The sequence below is a fragment of the Terrabacter sp. C0L_2 genome, assembly GCF_036352015.1.
GTDB classification, from domain to species: Bacteria; Actinomycetota; Actinomycetes; order Actinomycetales; family Dermatophilaceae; genus Terrabacter; species Terrabacter tumescens.
The window spans coordinates 3,704,422-3,723,291 of the sequence record NZ_CP143557.1 but is presented as its reverse complement, the minus strand read 5'-3'; the positions used below and the strand labels follow the sequence as shown (position 1 = coordinate 3,723,291).

Here is an 18,870-nt window from a genome sequence, read left to right as displayed (position 1 = left end):
CGGTGGCGGTCGTGGTCACGCCGATCCTCCCTGGCGACTCCTTCCCTGCCGTCGAGGAGGCCGTCGACGAGCTCTTCGTCGAGCTGATGTGCGCCGACGAGGAGCTGCTGGCCGCTGAGTTCGAGGCGATCATCGCCGCCGGGTGGCCGGAGCAGCCACGGGTTCCTCCGCCGCACCGGTGCGAGCCGACCGAGCCCGGCAGGCGTCCGGACGGACGCGTCGTCTCCGAGGCGGTCCGGGTCGCGAGTCGTTCATGGCGTATGCCGTCACGCCAGCCGGAGCGGGAGCGCTCGCCCCCGTTCGGGCGAGGACCAGTCCGGACGGGTCAACTGAGCTGAAGGAGGAGGTGGGTTCACCGAGATACAGCCACGACACGCAGGTCGCGTCCTCGGGTGGGTTCGTGCCACCCGAGGACGCGACGTGTGTGCGCGAGGGTCAGGCTGCGTGGCTGCAGCGCGAGCAGGTGCAGTCCTCGCAGCTGCACGAGTCGCACGTGCAGCCTTCAGGGCAGTTGGCGCAGTCGCAGGGGCTGTCGGGCTCGGTCTCGATGGGGACGGGGGGGATCTGTCCGCTCACAGGGTGCTCCTTCTCTCGATTGCTCGGTATCGCCGGTGTCGTCAGGAGACGACGGCGTCGATGGCCTTCTTCATGGCGCTCGGCTGCTCCGGACGTCGCGGGGCCTTCTTCTTCGCCGCCAGCAGCTCCTCGCCGAGCTCCTGCAGCTGCTTGCGCCCGAGCCCCTCGCGGACCTTCGGGAACCAGTCCTGCTCCTCCTCCTGCATGTGGTGCTCGACGTTCTCGATGAGGACCGTCGTCTTGGCGTCGAAGCGCTCGTCCGTCGCGTCCATGGTGGAGAGCTCGACGCACAGCACATCCGCGACGTGGTGCTCCTCGTACGACTCGAGCACGTCGTCCTCGAGGTCGGGCAGCAGCTCACGGACGCGTGGGTACATCACCTCGTTCTCGATGTAGGTGTGCACGGTCAGCAGCTCGAGGATCGTGTCGACGATCCCCTGCTTCTGCACGGGCGTCAGGTCGGCCTTGCGAAACGCTCGGAACTGCTTGCGGACCTCCTGGTGGTCGTCCTTGAGCAGGACGATGGCGTCCGTCGACATGTGGGCTCCTCCGGGTGTGGCTCATCTGGTGTCGGGGCGCCGGTGGCGACCCCTCGTGGTCCTCGTACCCATCCCGCCCGACGGCCAACGAGCTCTTTCTGCGCTCGAGCCCGTCCGTGGACCGCACCGGGCGCGTGGCGTGACCGGCATGAGCTCCCCGGTTGGGTCGGCGCGTGGTGGGTACCCGTCAGGCACCCGGCAGCGGGACCGGGCGCTCCTCGGGGGCGTCCGTCGACGAGGAGGAGTCTGCGTGTCGTTCGAACCCACTGATGCAGGACCCGGCCGTGCAACCGCCGAGCCAGGAGGCCCGCAGGTCGCGGAGCTCGTGCTCGTGCGCCACGGCGAGAGCGTCGGCAACGTCGCCGACGACGATGCTCGCCGACGCGGCGCCGGTCGCCTGGAGCTCGACACCCGTGACCCTGACACCCCGCTGTCCGAGCGCGGAGAACGACAGGCGCAGGTGCTCGCCCGCCACGTGGCGACGGGTGAAGCCGACGCACCCGAGGTGGTGCTCTCCTCGCCGTACGCCAGGGCCGCCTCGACGGCGCACGTCGTCGCCTCGGCGGTCGGGCTCGACCCCGTCCTCGACGAGCGGCTGCGCGAGCGTGACCTCGGCATCCTCGACGGGCTCACCGGCGTCGGGATCCGCGAGACCCTGCCGGACGAGGCGGAGCGGCGGGCCCGTCTGGGGAAGTTCTACTACCGGCCGCCGGGAGGTGAGAGCTGGACCGATGTCGCGCTGCGGGTGCGCCACGTCGTCCGCGACCTCGCACAGGTCTACCCGGACCGCCGGGTGTGGGTCTTCACCCACCAGGCGGTGATCATGAGCTTCCGGCTCGTGCTCGAGGGGCTCGACGAGCAGTCCCTCCTCGACGTCGACCGCAACGAGCCGCTGGGCAACTGCTCCCTGACCCGCTACCGGCGCCGGGACGGCGCGAGCCTCGAGCTCGTCAGCTTCGCAGACACCCGGCACCTCGACGTCTCGGCGGTGGAGAGCACCCGTGAGCCCACGCCCGAGCCCGCCGTAGAACGAGGGAGCGCCTGACATGCAGAACGAGACACCCGTGCCCGTCGACCCTCAGCTGTTGCGGAGCATGCCGCTGCCGGCCACCGACGGGGACAAGTCGGAGCGCGGCACGGTGCTGGTGGTCGGAGGCGCCCGCCAGACACCGGGAGCCGTCCTGCTGGCCGCCGAGACCGCGCTGCGCCTCGGCGCCGGCAAGGTGCAGGTCGCCACGGCCGAGGACACCGCGGCCGCGGTGGCCGCAGCGCTGCCGGAGGCCTTCGTCGAGCCCCTGCCCGCCACGCACGACGGGGAGCTCGCCGTTGCCGGTGCCGACCGCGTGGTCGAGCTCGCGGAAGGGGCCGACGTCGTGCTGGCCGGTTGCGGACTCGGGGACCCTGAGGCCGCGAATCTCTTCCTGGCGGACGTCATCCCGCAGATCGAGGTCGACCTCGTCCTCGACGCGCTCGGGACGGCCTACCTGACGCATCGCGCCGACGGGGTGCGTCATCTCGAGGGCCGGGTGCTGCTCACCCCCAACGTCACCGAGGTCGCCGCCATGCTGGGACGGTCCGACAAGGCGGTCGAGAAGGACCTGCTCTCTGCAGTCCGCGAGCTCGCGGAGGCGACGGGGGCCGTCGTCCTCAGCGGCAGCGACACCTCCTACGTCGCCACGGCTGACGGTGACGCCTGGTGCTCCGACGCCGGCCCGACCTCGCTCGCCACAGCGGGCTCCGGTGACGTCAAGGCAGGCGCCGTCGCAGGGCTGGTGGGGCGGGGCGCATCTCCCCAGGTGGCGGCGCTGTGGGGCGCCTGGATCCACGCCCGGGCGGGGGAGCGCCTCGAGCAGTCACGACCGGGATTCCTGGCCCGTGACGTCGTCCTGGCGATCCCCGAGGAGCTGGCCAGGACGGAGGCAGAGGAGCACGGCCGGGAGTGACGCCCCGCGTGCCCGGCTCGCCTCGGGGTGGACTCCCGCCCAGGAGGCCGGCCGTGACGGGACTACGTCCGACGACCGAGGCCCCGTCGCACCGCAGTGCTCACGTGCCTGATGGCGGCGCCGACACCTGAACCGTGCCCGCCCTCGAGGCGGTTGTCCTCAGGGACGCTGCGCCGCACGTTCCCCTCCGTCGGCGGCATGACGTCGGACCGGTCGGACGCGAGCCGGCCGAACAGGGGCCCGACCCAGGCGTCGAAGACCCGCGGCAGCAGCACGAAGCCGAGCCGGGTGACCCCGTCGAAGGCGCCGCCGTGCGTGACCGGCCGCGGGTGCTCGAGGACGTGGGCCACGAGGCCGCCGGCTTTCTCGGCCGACCACACGACCGGTGGCGGCTGCCCGGCCGGCCCCCCGGCATACGCAGCCTGTCGGTAGATGGGCGTGTCGATGCCGGGCAACGAGACGTAGGAGACGTGCAGGCCGGGCACGTCGCGGTTCTCGACGAGCGCCTGCCGCGCGAGCGCGCGCACGCCCCACTTGCTCACGGTGTAGGCGCTCATCGTGGGGACGGCGATGTGACCGATCATCGAGCCCACGAGCACGACCGAGCCGCGGCGCCGGGCGCGCAGGTGCGGGAGCGCGTGCCGCAGCATGTTGGCCGAGCCGAGCAGGTTGGTCTGCACCACGGCGTCGAAGAGGTCCGCGGACAGCTCCTCGAGTCGCCCGTAGGCCACGACGCCTGCGCAGCTGACCACCCCGTCCAGGCTCCCCTCGAGCCGCACGACCTCGGCGACCGCACGTGCGACGGCTGCGTCGTCGCGCACGTCGGCGGGCAGGACCAGGACCGACGGGGCGCCGAGGGCGCGGCACTCCTCGGCCGCCCGTCGCAACGGCTCCTCGCCGCGGGCGAGCAGGGCAAGTCGCCGGCCGCGTCGCGCGAGCTCGTGGGCGGCCGCGAGGCCCACCCCGCTGGAGGCGCCCGTGACGAGGACGACCGGCGTCGGGGGAGAGGTCTGGGGCATCGCCGGGCTCCCCGGTGTCGTCGGATCCATGCAGGCGACGTGCCCGGTGCGGGTGTGTCGCAAACGTCCGGTTAGCCCGCGAGGGCAGCGGGTACGGCACGACCACCGGACGAGAGGACATCGTGACGACGACGGATGCCGTGGTCATCGGCAGTGGGCCCAACGGGCTCGTGGCTGCCAACCTGCTCGTGGACGCCGGCTGGTCGGTCGTCGTCCTGGAGGAGCAGCAGACCCCCGGGGGCGCCGTCCGCAGCGACGACTCGGTCGCGCCGGGCCACGTCCACGACACCTTCAGCTCGTTCTACCCCCTCGCCGCCGGGTCCCCGACGATACGTGGTCTCGGCCTCGAGGAGCACGGCCTCGAATGGGTCCAGGCGCCCTCCGTGCTCGGCCACGCCTTCCCCGACGGTCGGTGGGGCGTGCTGCACCGCGACCGTGGCGCGACCGCTGCGGGGCTCGACGAGCAGGCCCGCGGCGACGGCGACAGCTGGCTGGCGCTCTGCGACACCTGGGACCGCGTCGGGGACGACCTCATCCGTTGCCTGCTCAGCCCGTTCCCTCCCGTCCGCGGGGGTGCGGGGCTGGGGCGCCAGGTCCTGAGGCCCGGGGGCATGGAGCTGGTGCGCGAGATGCTCATGCCCGCCCGCAGTCTGACGGAGAAGCTCTTCCGCGGCGAGGCCGCCCGCATGCTCGTCGCGGGCAACTCGGCCCACGCCGACATCGGGCTCGAGTCGCCCGGCTCAGCCGCCATGGGACTCCTGCTCGCCCTGCTCGGGCAGACCGTGGGCTTCCCGGTCCCGCGTGGCGGTGCCGGCGAGCTCTCGGCGGCCATGGTCCGTCGCCTCGAGTCCCGCGGAGGCGAGCTGTGCCTCGGGGAACGAGCCGAGGGCGTACGCGTGCAGGACGGTCGCGCGGTCGCCGTGCGGACCGCGTCCCGCGAGCTCTCCGTCGGACGGGCCGTCCTCGCCGACGTGTCGGCGCCTGCGCTCTACGGCGGCCTCGTGCCGTGGGACCAGCTTCCGACCCGCCTGCGGCATCGCATGGGCCGCTTCGAGTGGGACCCCTCGACGATCAAGGTGGACTGGGCCCTCGACGGCGCCGTCCCGTGGGCGGGTGCGCCCGAGCTGTCACCGGGCACCGTGCACATCGCGGAGTCGCTGGACGGACTGAGCCTCTCGGGGAGCCAGGTCGCCGCCGGGCTCGTGCCGGAGCAGCCGTTCCTCCTCGTCGGCCAGATGGGCGTCGCCGACCCCAGCCGGGTGCCGTTGGGGCACGAGGCCCTGTGGGCGTACACCCATGTGCCACAACGAGTTCGGGGTGATGCGGGGGCCGGCAGGTCCGACCTGCGCGAGGTGCGTGGCACCTGGGACGAAGCCGACCTCGACGCGATGGCCGAGCGCATGGAGCAGCGTGTCGAGAGCCGCGCCCCGGGGTTCCGTGACCGCATCATCGCCCGTCGAGTGCTCAGTCCGCGCGAGCTCGAGGCCCGCGACGCCAATCTCGTGGGAGGCGCCATCAACGGTGGCACCGCCGGTCTGCATCAGCAGCTCGTCTTCCGCCCCGTCGCGGGTTCCGGACGGCCCGAGACACCGGTCAAGGGGCTCTACCTCGCATCGGCCTCGGCCCACCCCGGCGGCGGGGTGCACGGTGCGTGCGGCGCCAATGCCGCCCGAGCCGCCCTGTGGCACCACACGATCCGACCCCCCTGGAGGCGCACATGAGCACCACGACCCGTACGATCCACGCCACACCCGACGCCGTCTTCGACGTGCTGTCCGACGGATGGAGCTACGGCCAGTGGGTGGTCGGGGCCTCGCGCGTGCGAGACGTCACTCCCGGCTGGCCGGCGGAGGGCTCCCACATCCACCACTCCGTCGGCGCCTGGCCGATGCTCATCGACGACGCGACGACAGTCCGCGCCTGCGAGCGTCCGACGCTGCTCGAGCTCACGGTGCGAGCCTGGCCCTCGGGGGAAGGCACCGTGCGCATCTCGTGTCGCCCCAACGGTGCCGGCACCGACGTCACGATGGAGGAAGACGCCACCAAGGGCCCTGCCGCCCTGATCCCCAAGGCCGCTCGGGACCTCGTGCTCGACCGTCGCAACCGTGAGTCCCTGCAACGACTGGCGATCCTCGCGGAGCAGGCCTCGGCGGGCGGGGACCGCTCCGAGCCCTGACCGACGACCCGCGTCAGCCGGCGAGCGACGTGCTCTGGTCGAGCTCGCTGAGGAAGTGCGCGAACCCGCCCGGCGCGCGCCCACGCATACGACCGGATGTCCGAAGGTGCAGGGCGTCGGAGGCCACGCAGGTGCCGCCCGAGCCGCGCACGCGCTCGACGAGGCCCACGTCCTCGTGCACGACGAGGGCCTCGAAGCCGCCACTCTCCACGTAGCTCGACAGGCGCACGCCGAGGTTGGCGCCATGGACGTGGTGGTGCCCCTCGCGGAGCTGGTGGAGCGATCGCCATCGCGCCAGGACGGCAGGGTCGAGGTCGTGGTGGTCGGGCTCGACCGTGCCCGTCACGAGGTCCACCCCGGCATCGGCCAGGATCGCCTGGCGCACGAGCCAGTCGGCGGGGACGGCGCAGTCCGCGTCGGTGTTGGCCACCCAGTGGCGACCGCGCTCCGTGGCCGGCACCCAGTCCGTCGCGGACGCGACGCCCTGCGCCCGGGCGGCACCGACGTTGCGACAGCCCACCTCGACGACGCGCACGTCCGCGTGTCGACGGGCGACGTCACGCGACCCGTCGGTGCACGCGTCGAGCACCAGCGTCACGTCCACCGCGATGGCCGGGCGCGCGGCGCGGAGCTCGGCCACGGCGGCGTCCAGCGTCGAGAGCGTGCGGGGCAGCAGCTCCTCCTCGTCGTTGGCGGGCACGACGACGTGCACGTGCGTCAGGTCTCCGGTGGGTGCAGCGGCGCTCACGACGACCCCGCCCGGTGCGCCGTGGTGCGGGAGAGCACGTCCAGCCGGAAGTCGTCCTCGACGTGCGTCACGACGACGGGCAGCCGGGAGGCATCGCGCCAGATCTCGTGCACGCGTGCCCCGTCGAGGGGCCAGCCGCGCACCGGGTGCCGCCAGTGGCACAGCACGACCGCACCGTCCTCGTCCAATGAGGCCTCGACGCGGGCGACCAGCTGCTGCAGGCGTTTCGGGCTGAGGAAGTAGCCCACTTCGGAGACGACGACGAGGTCGAAGCGGCCGTCCGGCCACTCCTCGGGGACGCTCCGCTGCTCGACGGACACCGCGCCGATGCCATCCGTCGAGTCGAGGAACTCCCGCGCGGCACGGGTCGCGCTGGCGCTCTCGTCGACGACGGTGAGCCGGTCGCACCGCCGGGACAGCTCTGCGGAGAGCGCTCCGACCGAGCCGCCGACCTCGAGGGCGCGGGAGTAGCGGCGACGGGGGAGCGCGGCCAGCGTGACGTCCCGCTTGCGCTGCTCGTACCAGCTCGTGTGCACCTCCCACGGGTCGTCGGCCGACTCGTGGAGTCGCTCCAGGGTGTCGTCGCGCACGGGCCCGAGCCGGAGGTAGACCTCGACGTCCCGACGGAAGTGCTCGAGCATGCCGTCGTGGAGCACGGCCTCGTCTCCTGCGGCGTCCGAGAGCGGAGCCACCTGGGTCCGGTGCAGGGCCACGGCCGCGTCCTTCGCCGCTCGCGCCTCGTCGGGCAGGGGCAGCACCTGCAGGTCGGCCCACGGCGCCTGCGCCGGCTCGCACCAGTGCCAGAGCCAGACGGGGTACTCCCACAGCGTCGCGTCGGTGCGCCACGCGGCCACAGCCGCCGCGCGCCCGGCGGCGTCGTGGTCGGAGTGGCCGTCGGCGCGCCAGGGAGCCACGAGCAGCGTCCTGCCGCCCTCCTCCCCGACGACGTCGACGAGGGCCGTCACGACGGCGTCCTCGTGGTCAGGGACCGACCCGTCGGGCAGGCCGAGTCGCTGCAGCATCCCCTCCGGGGCCAGGCGGCGCAGGGCTGCGCGGGACTCCTCGACCCGGAGCCGCGCCAAGTCATCCGGACTCGTCGAGGGAGACCCGGGGTGCGATCCCTCGCCGTCCGTCAGCAGCAGGACGACGACCTCGAGGCCGTCCCGCGCCGCCTGGTGGATGAGACCGCCGGCGCCCAGCGTCTCGTCGTCCGGGTGGGCCGCCACGACGACCAGGCGCCGAGCGCCGGTCTCGGCCGGGCGACCCACGCGGACCGCGTGATCCCACTCGGGACGCTCGCGCCACAGGTCCTCGGGGGTGCCGGCCTCGGAATGGGTGAAGTCCCGGGCCGGACTGCCGGGGGCCGTCACCACGGCGGTCCGGTCCGGGCGCTCCGGTCGCCGTCGAGCAGGAGTCGCCCGAGGGCCGCCTCGTCACGCTCGGCATGCTCCTGACGGAGGTAGAGCTGGAGGTCTGCCACCCGTCCGGCGTGGTCGTCCTCGAGGGCGAGCGGCGCGGGGCCGGTCGCGTGGCCGACGCGTTCGAGCACCGTCTCCGCGGCCCGGGCCACGACGTGGCGGACGCGGAGCGCGAGTGCCGAGCCGTCGGCCCCGGTCGCCCGCCCGTCGTCGACGCGCACAGCCGCGTCGGCCAGCGTCGTCCTCGCCGCCCAGAGAGCGGCATCGACCGCGCCGAGGTGCATCTGCGCGATCTGGTCGGGCTCACGTCCGCCGCCGACGAGCCGGCGCGCGACCCCGACCGCGCCACCGAACCAGATCGCGGCGACCCCCATGGCGCCCCAGGCGAACCCGGGTCGCTCGAGGTACCACCCGGTGGGCCCGACGGGGGCGGCCCCGCTGTGCTCGAAGGCCACGGGACCGCTCGTCACCGTCGGGAGGCCGCGGGCGAACCACGCCGCAGGCTGGACCGTCACGCCGTTGTCCTCACCCAGCGGGACGGCATACAACCTCCGCGTCGTCTCCCCGTCCCACGCGGTGACGAGGGCGTGCGAGAGGGTGCCCGCGAGCGAGCACCACGGCTTGGTGCCGTCGAGACGCGCACCGAGGGCGCCGGCGGCCCCGTCGTCCGTCGCGGTCAGCCGCACCCCGGGGCCCTCCGCCGCGAAGACGCCCCACGTCGCCGCCTCGGTGGTGTCCGGGACCGCGTGGCCGGCCGAGCGCGCCTCGGCGAGGATCGACAGCGCGTCGAGGTGCGGCTCGACGGCGCGGGCGGCGGTCAGGCTCACGGCGGCGACCGACGCGAGGGAGGTCCACAACGCAGCGGTCTCGCCGCGTCCCGGCAGCGGGAAGGCGCTCGGGTGGCGCCGCACGAGCTCGAGGGCGGCGAGCGGATCGGCCTGCGGGTCGAGGTCGGCGATCACCGCCTCGACGGTCGCGTCGCGCGGTGGGGCGTCAGCAAGGTGCACGGGCCGCACCATCACGAGGGCTCCGCGGTCGAGGTGGACAGGACGCCGGGAGGGAGGGTCACGAGCGACACATACCCAAGCTCCGCCGAAGGCCGGCGAGGTGCGGCGCACGCTGGGAAACTGGTGGGGCCCGGCCAGTGTGCGGCCTGCGCCCAGCGTCCTCTCAGGCGCGTCTGTCAGACATGGCCGGTCAGACAAACGTTGGGAAGGGACTGCCCGTGTGTGGCATCGCCGGCTACTTCGGCCTCGGCCCGGACCGTGGGCTGCTCGAACGGATGGGCGCGGCCCAGCGGCACCGCGGACCGGACGACCAAGGCACTTTCGTGGACGGTCCGGTCGGCCTGGCCCACCAGCGCCTGTCGATCATCGACCGTGAGGGTGGGCGCCAACCCATGGCCACGGCCGACGGGCGCTTCGTCCTCGCGTACAACGGCGAGGTCTACAACTACCGGACGCTGCGCGCCCAGCTCGAGGCGGAGTCGCGCACGTTCGTGACGCAGAGCGACACCGAGGTCGTGCTGCAGGCGTATGCCGCGTGGGGGGCCGACGCCTTCGACCGGTTCAACGGGATGTTCGCCCTCGCCGTCTGGGACCGCGACGAGCAGACCCTGACCCTGGCCCGCGACCACTTCGGGATCAAGCCGCTGCACCTCAGCCGGGTGACGACTCAGGACGGCGGCGTGGGCGGAGCGACCGGGACCGGCGAGGCGTGGCTCTTCGCGAGCGAGATGAAGCCGATCCTCGCCACCGGCCTGCGGGACCCGGCGCCCGACGAGCGCACGATCTACCGCTACCTGCGCCACCGGGTGCACGACGACGGGGCGTCGACCTTCTTCGAGGGCATCGAGCGGCTGCTGCCGGGGGAGATGGCCACGATCAGCGCGCGCGGTCTCGAACGGCGCCAGTTCGCCACCCTGCAGCAGGACCTCGTCGCGACCCGTCCGCCGGCCACCGGCGCGGGTCCCGAGACCGTCGCTGCGATGCGGGAGGGGCTCAAGGAGTCCATCGCGCTGCGGCTGCGCGCCGACGTGCCCGTGGGCACCTCGCTGTCCGGCGGCCTCGACAGCTCGGCGATCGCCGTCGGCATCGACCGGCTGCTCACCGCGCACGACGACTCGGCCGTGGCCGTCGGTCACCGTCAGCAGACCTTCTCGGCGGTCTTCTCGGGCTATCGCAACGACGAGGAGCGCTGGGTCGACGACGCGGTCGCAGCCTGCTCGGACCGGGTCGAGTCGCACCGCGTACGGCCCACGTCCGACGAGATGTTCGCCGACCTCGCCGACTTCGTGCGGACGCAGGAGGAGCCCGTCGTCTCGACGGGTCCGTACGCGCAGTACCGGGTCATGAAGGAGGCGAGCCGTCACGTCACCGTCATGCTCGACGGGCAGGGCGCCGACGAGATGCTCGCCGGCTACGTGCCCCAGACCGTGACGCACCTGCGCGACCTGCTGAGGCGCGACCGCCGGGCGGGCATCGCCGAGGCGTTCGCCACCCGTGACGTCCTGGGCACCGTGGTGCGGGCCCGGCTGCGGACCCGCATCCGTGGCGGCGGATCCTTCGGCGAGCTGCTGCGACCGGAGTTCGTCGCGGACCACGCCGACGACAGGTATGCCGTGGCCGGGGCCGACCTGCGCCACCGGCTCGTCCACGACCTCTTCGTCGCGTCCCTGCCGGCGCTGCTGCGCTACGAGGACCGCAACTCCATGCGCTTCTCCGTCGAGGGGCGCGTACCCTTCCTCGACCCGCAGCTGGTGCGCACCGTCTTCGCCATGCCCGACGACGCGATCATCAGCGGCGGCTGGAACAAGGCGGTCCTGCGGGACGCGGAGCAGGACGTCCTGCCGCCCTCGATCACGCGGCGCCGCAACAAGATCGGGTTCACCACGCCGCAGAACGAGTGGTTCCACGAGCAGCGCGAGCAGATCTACCGGGTGTTCCTGTCCGAGTCGTTCGCGCGCCGGCCGTACTTCGACCAGGCCGAGGTGCTCAGCGCGTTCGACCTGTGGCTGAGCGGCCGAGGGTCGCTGGACTCGATGGCCTTCTGGCGCATCCTCAACCTCGAGCTCTGGCTGCGCGAGTTCATCGACCCACGACCCGAGCCCGAAGAGTCGGCCCGGCCCGCAGCGGTTCCCACGGTCGGGACCAGCCGCGGCACGGCGGTCGACCTCGTGCTCTCCGACGGCTCGCTGGCGCGCCGGCACCTGGTCGGCACGCCTCGCGTCACCGGCCAGGACGACCTGACGAGCCTCGTCGTCCAGCACGTCACCGCGTACCTCGACGGGTTGGGGGACGAGCGACCGGCCGCGGCCCGGTCCCGGCGGTGGTACGTGTTCGTCTCCGGGAAGGTCGTGGCCACGACGCAACACCGGACGTTCGACGTCTGGGACATCCCGGTGACCCGGACCGCGCGGCTGCTCAGCCGGCAAGCCGCCCGTACCGGTGCAGGCATCGGTTTCGGTTCGCCCTTCGCGATGCAGCTCGCGATCGACGAGGTCGGCCTGCCCCGCGTGCTCACCGCCGCGGCGGCGGACGCCGCGGGACGACTGGTGGGGCGCCGTGGCCTCTTCGAGAGAGAGGTCGGCAGCATCGTGGCGGGCAGCGACGATCGGGAGCAGGGCTCCGCACCGGCAGCGAACACGTCGTTCAGGCTCGCCCCCAAGGACCCGGCAGCCGTGGCAGCCACCCTCAGCAAGGCACTTCGTCAGGCCCTGCCGGACGCGCTCGCCGCGACGTTCTGCGGCACGGTCGTGGTGGACGCAGACGATCGCGGGTGCACCGTCCTCGGCACGGACGCTGCGACCCCCGTCGTCCGTCTGGAGCAGATGCTCGCCGACGACCCGTGGGGTCGCGGCGCCGGGCAGACACCCCTCGCCCTCGTCCTCGACGACCGTCGCGTCGCCTCCGCAGAGCCACGGGGTCGAGACCACCATCGGCAGGCGTCGGTCTCGCCGCTGTCGGTGCCGGCGCGAGCTCGTGTCGGCCACTCGACCGGATGGCCGGGATGACGGATCCGCAACCGGACACCACCGTGCCCGACGGCCCGGACGCCAGCGAGCTGCCTTTGCCTGCCGACGCATCCGCATCCGAGGACCACTCCGCCAGCCCCGCGGCCTCCCGCCGCACCGTGCTGGCCGCCGCTGCCGGCGTCATCGGCGCCCTGGGTGTCGCGGCGTGCTCGCCCGCCGGGACGTCAGGGGCGCCGGGGACGCCGACGACCGGGGGACCGGTCGGGACGAGTGCTGCGACAGGGCTGGCGGCCTCACCGAACCCCAGGACCACCGGCAGTGGAGCCCGGGTAACGACGGGCACCACGGCGTCCCCGACGCCGGGACGGCAGTCGGTCCTGGCCTCGGCCGGAGAGGACATCGGCTCGGGACCGCGGGACGTCCCGGCGGTCGCACTCACCTTCCACGGGGCCGGTCCCGCGGCGCGGACGTCCGCCGTGCTCGCCGTCGCCCGCGCGCACGGCGCCCACCTCACCGTCTTCGCCGTCGGCCAGTGGCTGCGGGCGAACCCCGCTCTCGGGCGGGCGATCCTGGCGGAGGGACACGACCTGGGCAACCACACGTGGAGCCACCAGCCGATGCGGCGGCTGACGGCGGCCGAGGCCGAGACGGAGGTCAGCCGAGGAGCCGCCGAGGTCGCGTCGGTCCGAGGATCCGCCGGCCTGCTGTTCCGTCCCTCGGGGACCCCGACGAGCACGGCGGTCATCCGGGCAGCGGCCCGCGCCGCGGGCTACCAGCGGTGCATCTCCTACGACGTCGACCCGCAGGACTTCCTCGACCCCGGCGCCAGCGCGGTGCGGGACCGCACGCTGGCGGCAGTCCGCGCCGGGAGTATCGTCAGCCTCCACCTGGGTCACGCCGGCACGGTGGCCGCGTTGCCCGGCATACTCTCCGGCCTGCGGACACGCGGACTCCGGGCGGTCACGGTCACCGAGCTGCTCGCATGACGGGCACGCTTGGGAGAGTGGGGTGCTCGCGTGCCGCAGTCGTGGGCCGGGCCGCCGTGGTCGTGCTGGCCGTGGCCTCGGTGCTCGCGAGCTGTTCGGTCGCCCAGACGTCCGCGACGGGTGCGCCGTCGACGCTGGAACCGGGTGCCACGTCCGGGACGACCACGACCTCCGGACCGAGCCCGTCCTCGAGCCCGACCGCACGGGCCGCGTCCGAGCTCTCGGGACCGTACGCATTCACCGGGGCCTCGAACCTGTCGACGGAGGCCGAGCGCGCCCGGCCCCTCGTCTACGTGCCGAACCAGCGCGCCGGGACCGTCCAGATCATCGACCCGAGGACGTATGCCGTCATCTCCACCCGGGCCGTTCCCCGCTCACCCGAGCACGTGGTGCCGTCACACGACCTGCGCCGGCTCTGTGTCAACAGTGACGCGGGCAACGCCCTGACCCCGATCGACCCCCGCACCGGCAGGATGGGCGCCCCCGTCCCCGTGCGCGACCCGTACAACCTCTACTTCACACCTGACGGGAAGCATGCCCTCGTCATGGCCGAGCGGCTGCGGCGGGTCGACGTCCGAGACGCCCGGACGATGGCCCTGCAGAGGTCGTTGCCGGTGCCGTGCAAGGGCGTCAACCACGCCGACTTCACGGCTGACCTGACCCGCGTCGTCGTCAGCTGCGAGTTCAGCGGGCAGCTCGCCGTCCTCGACGCGTCAGCCACCCGAGTGATCCGCATCGTCGACCTCAACCGGGTCGCGACACCCGGGGCGACGTCCCCGACACACGCGCGGTCCATGGGTGGGCCCGCCGGCATGCTCGCGGCGGGCGCGAGCTCGATGCCGCAGGACGTCCGGCTCGCTCCCGACGGACGGTCCTTCCTCGTGGCGGACATGCTCCGCAACGGGGTGTGGGTGCTCGACGCGGCCACCTTCGCCGTGCAGCGCTTCGTGCCCACGGGCCGCGGGGCGCACGGCATCTACCCCTCCCGTGACGCGCAGCGCATCTTCGTGAGCAACCGCGACGAGGGGAGCGTCACCGTGCTGGACGCCGTCCACCTGCGCCGGCTCGCCACCTGGCGCCTGCCCGGTGGCTCGCCGGACATGGGCGGAGTCACCGCGAACGGACGCGAGCTGTGGTTCTCGGGGCGCTACGACGCCTGCGTCTACGTGATCGACACCGTCACCGGGAGGCTGACGCACCGGATCCCGGTGCGACCCGGTCCGCACGGCCTGCTCGTCTGGCCGCAGCCGGGCCGCTACTCCCTCGGGCACACCGGCAACATGCGCTGACGAGGCGGCGCGGTCGGCGACAGATGTCCGACGGGCGGGTCAGCCGCCCCCGATCCGCCCGGCGATGATGCTCGTGATGACGACGGAGGTGATGGTCACGGTCGAGAAGCCGGCCACGATCATCTTCGGCAGGATCTCGTGCTCGATCGCCGCGACCTCCTCGGGCGTCTCGCCGGCACCCTTGGCCGCCTCCTGGGACAGGATCATCGTGCCGGGGAAGCCGTAGAGCGAGGTGAGCCCGATGGCAACCGACATCGGCACGCTGTAGCCGAGCAGCTTGCCGACGAGGGCCGAGAAGCCGGTGATCCCGACGACGCCGAAGACGAACGCGATGAGCAGGGGGCCGGCCAGGGCGGCCACGTCCGACGGCTTCACCGTGGCGAGCGGACCGAAGACGAGGATCATGACCGCGATCATCATGAGCCCGAACGCGTCGATGCCCGAGAGCACCGACGGCCTGAGGATGCCGGCCGTCCGGAGGGCGATGCCGAGGACGAGCGCCACGACGAACGTGTTGAGGATGCCGTCGGTGAGGTTGTTGATCCCGAGGCTGACGAGGACCACGGCCCCGACGACGAAGAGCGTCCCCGCCGTCGTGCGCAGGAAGGCCGGCAACCTCGTCTCGGGTGCGGGGTCGGGTGCGGGGGCGGGTGCGGTGTCTGGCGCGGGTGGGGCTGCGCCCGTGGACGGGTTGTCGTCGGCGGCGGCCGACGCGGCGCCTCCCGCCGCGACGAGCGTGCCCGCGCGGTACTCGGCCTTGAGCCGGGCCGCCTCGCGCCGCAGGATGATCGAGGTGAGGGGGAAACCGATGAGGCCCTGAAGCGCGGCGATGAGCACGGGGAAGACGGCGATGCTCGTCAGGCCGACCCCGAGGGCGGCCTCCTGGACGATGAGGACCGAGATCGCCCCACCGCTCAGCGCACTGGTGCCGGCGATGACGAAGTCGAGTGCCTGCGCGTAGCCGTCGGCCGCAGAGCCGCTGATACGCGGCCCGAAGAGGAAGCCGGCGAGCAGCAGGGTGAGCCCGATGCCGACCACGGTCGCGATGCCGACGAGCAGCGTCTTCCACTGCTTCTTGAAGTCGTCGAGGCTGATCATCGTGCCGAGGTGCACGATGACGAAACCCACGACGACGCCGGCCAGCGCCAGCAGGCTGGAGCTGGCGAGGAGGTCCTCGGGGAAGACGTCGGTGAGGAACCCGACGAGGAAGATGATCGAGGCGACGAAGAGCGAGGACAGCAGCGACTGCGTCTTCTTCGCGACGAGGTCGCTGACGGTCCAGACGAGCATGACGATGACGAACGCGAGCACCGGGTTCACGGTGGCCTCAGCTTCCTCGTGGCGGGTCGGTGGGGCGTGGGTGGTGCACCGAGCGTGCTGGACCCGGCCGCACACGGATTCCCCCTCGGTGGGTGATCCGCACCGTTCCCGGTGCTCAACCCTGCATCCGTGCGTGGTCGCTGCTGGGCGGAGCCGGCGAAGATGGACCCGATTATCACTTCGCGTTACTCGTCCTATAACGTTCTGTAGGTCAGGACGTGCGCCGGCGACGCCACTCGTCCTGTCAGGCCGTCCGGTCGCGCGTCGACGACGATGCGCGCGGACACCGCACTCCTGCAGCGACGCTCGCGCACCCGGCGCTTCGCCATGCCCTGACGCACCCGACCTGCCGACCTGCCCGAGCTGCTGACCTGCCCGACCTGCTGACTCCCAAGGACCTCACCCATGCCTCTGCTCACGCGCTCCGTCACCGCCTCCGCCGTTGCCCTCGTCGCCCTGTCGCTCGCAGCCTGCGGCGGTGGGTCCACGGCGACCGAGAGTGCAGCGGACAACCCCTACGACCTCCAGCAGCCCGGGACGCTCCGTGCGGGCACCCTGACGGACGCACCGCCGAACGTCTTCCTCAAGGACGGTAAGTTCACCGGCTTCGACAACGACCTGCTGACCGCCGTCGCCGCCAAGCTCGGCCTCAAGGTCGAGTTCGTCGGGACCGAGTTCAGCTCACTGCTGGCGCAGGTCAAGACGCGCAAGTTCGACGTGGGCTCGTCCTCGATCAGCATCACCGAGGCGCGCAAGAAGACCGTCGACTTCACGAACAAGTACGACTTCGGCTTCCTCGGCCTCGACGTGCCGAAGGGCTCGAGCATCACCTCCTTCGACCAGCTCGCCGGCAAGCGCGTCGTCGTCGTCCAGGGCACGGTCCAGGACGACTACGCCACGCGCGAGAACCTCGACCCCGTCCGCGTGCCCGACTACAACGCGGCGCTGAACCAGCTGCGCACCGGCACCGCCGACGCCTGGATCACCCCCGCCGAGATCGGTGAGAAGACGGCCGGCGAGTCCGGGGGCAAGGTCCTCGCCGTGGCCAAGCAGCTCGACCCGGGCGGCATCGCGTATGCCGTGGCGCCCGGCAACGACAAGCTGCGCGCGGCGCTCGACAAGGGCATCGACGCCGTCGTCGCCGACGGCACGTGGGCGAAGCTCCAGAAGCAGTACTACCCGAGCCGCGAGATCCCGGCCGACTTCAAGCCCGGCAGCGGCTCCGCCGCGTCGCAGTGACGCGACCGTCCTAGACCACACCATCACCGAGAGGAGGGCCGGATGGACATCCTGACCACGTTGCGGGAGACCTTCTTCGACCTCGACGCCATGCGCGAGGCCCTGCCGGAGCTGCTCCGCGTCGGCCTGCCCAACACGCTCATCCTGGCCCTCACCTCGGCGGTCATCGGCACGGTGCTCGGCATGGTGCTGGCCGTGTGCGGGCTCTCGCACCGACGCTGGTTGCGTTGGCCTGCAAGGGTGTTCACCGACATCTTCCGCGGTCTCCCTGCTGCCGTGACGATCCTGCTCATCGGGGTCGGCCTGTCGCCCGTGGGGCTGCAGATCTGGGGTCCCAACCCCTACCCGCTCGGTATCCTCGCGCTCTCGCTCATCGCGAGCGCCTACATCGGCGAGATCTTCCGGTCCGGCATCCAGAGCGTCGACGACGGGCAGCTCGAGGCGGCCCGGGCGCTCGGCTTCAGTCGTCCGTCGGGCATGCGCCTCGTCGTCATCCCGCAAGGGGTGCGGCGCGTCCTGCCAGCGCTCGTCAACCAGTTCATCGCGCTCATCAAGGAGAGCTCGCTCGTCTACTTCCTCGGCCTGCTCGCCAGCCAGCGCGACCTCTTCCGGATCGGGCAGGACGCAGCCGCCAACACCGGTAACCAGTCGGCACTCGTCCTCGCCGGCCTGTTCTACCTTCTCGTCACCGTCCCGCTGACCCACGCCGTCAACGCCATCGACCGCCGTCTGCGGGAGGGCCGCCGCGCCGACGGCGCCGACGGCGGTGACGGGGTGGACGACCGCGTCGAGGCGCCCGTCGCCCAGACCCAGGAGGCCCGATGACCACCGCTCCCGTCCACGGCGTCGCCGTCGCGACCCGCGACGTCCACCTCGCCTTCGGCGCCAACCGCGTGCTGCGAGGCGTGGACCTCGAGGTCGCGGCCGCGACGACGGCCTGCGTCATCGGTCCCTCGGGCTCGGGCAAGTCGACGCTGCTGCGCGTCGTCAACCGGCTCCTCGAGCCGGACCGTGGCGACGTGCTGCTCGACGGGCGGAGCGTGCTGCGCGACAACCCGGACGCGCTGCGGCAGCGGGTCGGCATGGTGTTCCAGCACTTCAACCTCTTCCCGCACAAGACCGTCCGTGCCAACGTGACGCTCGGTCTGACCAAGCTCAAGGGACTGCCCAAGGACGAGGCGGACGAGAAGGCCCTGCACCACCTCGACCGCGTGGGCCTCGCGCACAAGGCCGACGTGCGCCCCGGCAACCTTTCCGGCGGCCAGCAGCAGCGCGTCGCCATCGCCCGCGCCCTCGCCATGGAGCCCGAGGTCATGCTCTTCGACGAGGCCACCTCGGCCCTCGACCCGGAGCTCGTCAAGGGGGTCCTCGCCACGATGGCCGAGCTCGCCGCCGAGGGCATGACGATGCTCGTCGTCACGCACGAGATGGGCTTCGCCCGATCGGTCGCGCAGCAGGTGCTATTCATGGACCACGGGCGGGTCGTCGAGTCCGGAGCCCCCGACCAGCTGTTCGAGGCGCCGGAGACCGAGCGCCTGCAGCGCTTCCTCTCCCAGGTGCTCTAGCCCCGATCAGGGGTGTTCGTCCCGTTTTCGCCGCTGTTGGGCGAGGGTTCACGGCAGCGCCATGTCATGGGCACCTCGG

Annotated in this window: 17 protein-coding genes; 11 read left to right on the top strand and 6 right to left on the bottom strand. The window is 72.6% G+C overall.

What is annotated here, in order from left to right:
- The first annotated feature begins 11 nt into the window (after positions 1-11).
- The gene (locus U5C87_RS17140) at positions 12-338 is read left to right on the top strand and encodes a hypothetical protein (RefSeq protein ID WP_330473705.1); all 327 of its coding nucleotides are present in this window, start codon (positions 12-14) and stop codon (positions 336-338) included.
- Positions 339-617: 279 nt separating this feature from the next.
- On the opposite strand, the gene U5C87_RS17135 is transcribed toward U5C87_RS17140, so the two are convergent.
- Positions 618-1,115 carry a hemerythrin domain-containing protein gene (locus U5C87_RS17135; protein WP_330473704.1) on the bottom strand — a complete coding sequence of 166 codons (498 nt, stop codon included), beginning with the start codon at positions 1,113-1,115 and terminating at the stop codon, positions 618-620.
- Positions 1,116-1,365: 250 nt separating this feature from the next.
- Between U5C87_RS17135 and U5C87_RS17130 the strand changes: the two genes are divergently transcribed.
- Positions 1,366-2,160, top strand: coding sequence for a histidine phosphatase family protein (locus tag U5C87_RS17130; RefSeq protein WP_330473703.1), 795 nt, complete (start codon positions 1,366-1,368; stop codon positions 2,158-2,160).
- Between the two features lies 1 nt (position 2,161).
- The gene (locus U5C87_RS17125) at positions 2,162-3,058 is read left to right on the top strand and encodes an NAD(P)H-hydrate dehydratase (protein WP_330473702.1); all 897 of its coding nucleotides are present in this window, start codon (positions 2,162-2,164) and stop codon (positions 3,056-3,058) included.
- 62 nt (positions 3,059-3,120) lie between these two features.
- Here the strand turns inward: U5C87_RS17125 and U5C87_RS17120 are convergent, their stop codons facing one another.
- Positions 3,121-4,077, bottom strand: a complete 957-nt coding sequence (locus U5C87_RS17120; RefSeq protein ID WP_330473701.1) for an SDR family NAD(P)-dependent oxidoreductase — start codon at positions 4,075-4,077, stop codon at positions 3,121-3,123.
- Between the two features lie 122 nt (positions 4,078-4,199).
- Between U5C87_RS17120 and U5C87_RS17115 the strand changes: the two genes are divergently transcribed.
- Entirely contained in the window at positions 4,200-5,798 is a 1,599-nt protein-coding gene (locus U5C87_RS17115; protein WP_330473700.1) for a phytoene desaturase family protein, read from the top strand.
- On the top strand, positions 5,795-6,253 hold the full coding sequence (locus U5C87_RS17110) for an SRPBCC family protein (RefSeq protein ID WP_330473699.1): 459 nt from the start codon (positions 5,795-5,797) through the stop codon (positions 6,251-6,253). Before U5C87_RS17115 ends, U5C87_RS17110 begins: the two co-directional genes overlap by 4 nt.
- A gap of 13 nt (positions 6,254-6,266) precedes the next feature.
- Here the strand turns inward: U5C87_RS17110 and U5C87_RS17105 are convergent, their stop codons facing one another.
- From U5C87_RS17105 to U5C87_RS17095, 3 genes are read right to left on the bottom strand one after another with little or no spacing between them, the layout of a single operon-like run.
- The gene (locus U5C87_RS17105; protein WP_330473698.1) at positions 6,267-7,001 is read right to left on the bottom strand and encodes a glycosyltransferase; all 735 of its coding nucleotides are present in this window, start codon (positions 6,999-7,001) and stop codon (positions 6,267-6,269) included.
- On the bottom strand, positions 6,998-8,374 hold the full coding sequence (locus U5C87_RS17100; RefSeq protein ID WP_330473697.1) for a bifunctional PIG-L family deacetylase/class I SAM-dependent methyltransferase: 1,377 nt from the start codon (positions 8,372-8,374) through the stop codon (positions 6,998-7,000). The genes U5C87_RS17105 and U5C87_RS17100 overlap by 4 nt, the downstream gene beginning before the upstream one ends.
- The gene (locus U5C87_RS17095; RefSeq protein ID WP_330473696.1) at positions 8,368-9,426 is read right to left on the bottom strand and encodes an acyl-CoA dehydrogenase family protein; all 1,059 of its coding nucleotides are present in this window, start codon (positions 9,424-9,426) and stop codon (positions 8,368-8,370) included. The genes U5C87_RS17100 and U5C87_RS17095 overlap by 7 nt, the downstream gene beginning before the upstream one ends.
- Positions 9,427-9,644: 218 nt before the next feature.
- On the opposite strand from U5C87_RS17095, the gene asnB reads away from it, so the two are divergent.
- The 3 genes from asnB to U5C87_RS17080 are packed head-to-tail and all read left to right on the top strand — an operon-like array spanning position 9,645 to position 14,667.
- Positions 9,645-12,431, top strand: a complete 2,787-nt coding sequence (gene asnB / locus U5C87_RS17090; RefSeq protein WP_330473695.1) for an asparagine synthase (glutamine-hydrolyzing) — start codon at positions 9,645-9,647, stop codon at positions 12,429-12,431.
- Positions 12,428-13,378 carry a polysaccharide deacetylase family protein gene (locus tag U5C87_RS17085; protein ID WP_330473694.1) on the top strand — a complete coding sequence of 317 codons (951 nt, stop codon included), beginning with the start codon at positions 12,428-12,430 and terminating at the stop codon, positions 13,376-13,378. The genes asnB and U5C87_RS17085 overlap by 4 nt, the downstream gene beginning before the upstream one ends.
- Positions 13,375-14,667, top strand: coding sequence for a YncE family protein (locus U5C87_RS17080; RefSeq protein ID WP_330473693.1), 1,293 nt, complete (start codon positions 13,375-13,377; stop codon positions 14,665-14,667). The genes U5C87_RS17085 and U5C87_RS17080 overlap by 4 nt, the downstream gene beginning before the upstream one ends.
- A gap of 39 nt (positions 14,668-14,706) precedes the next feature.
- Here U5C87_RS17080 and U5C87_RS17075 read toward each other — a convergent pair whose 3' ends face one another.
- Complete coding sequence (locus tag U5C87_RS17075) at positions 14,707-15,987, bottom strand: hypothetical protein (RefSeq protein ID WP_330473692.1); 1,281 nt, start codon at positions 15,985-15,987, stop codon at positions 14,707-14,709.
- A 405-nt stretch (positions 15,988-16,392) separates the two neighbouring features.
- Between U5C87_RS17075 and U5C87_RS17070 the strand changes: the two genes are divergently transcribed.
- From U5C87_RS17070 to U5C87_RS17060, 3 genes are read left to right on the top strand one after another with little or no spacing between them, the layout of a single operon-like run.
- Positions 16,393-17,226 carry an ABC transporter substrate-binding protein gene (locus U5C87_RS17070; RefSeq protein ID WP_330473691.1) on the top strand — a complete coding sequence of 278 codons (834 nt, stop codon included), beginning with the start codon at positions 16,393-16,395 and terminating at the stop codon, positions 17,224-17,226.
- Between the two features lie 42 nt (positions 17,227-17,268).
- Positions 17,269-18,051, top strand: a complete 783-nt coding sequence (locus U5C87_RS17065) for an amino acid ABC transporter permease (RefSeq protein WP_330473690.1) — start codon at positions 17,269-17,271, stop codon at positions 18,049-18,051.
- On the top strand, positions 18,048-18,791 hold the full coding sequence (locus U5C87_RS17060; RefSeq protein WP_330473689.1) for an amino acid ABC transporter ATP-binding protein: 744 nt from the start codon (positions 18,048-18,050) through the stop codon (positions 18,789-18,791). Before U5C87_RS17065 ends, U5C87_RS17060 begins: the two co-directional genes overlap by 4 nt.
- Positions 18,792-18,870: the final 79 nt, after the last annotated feature.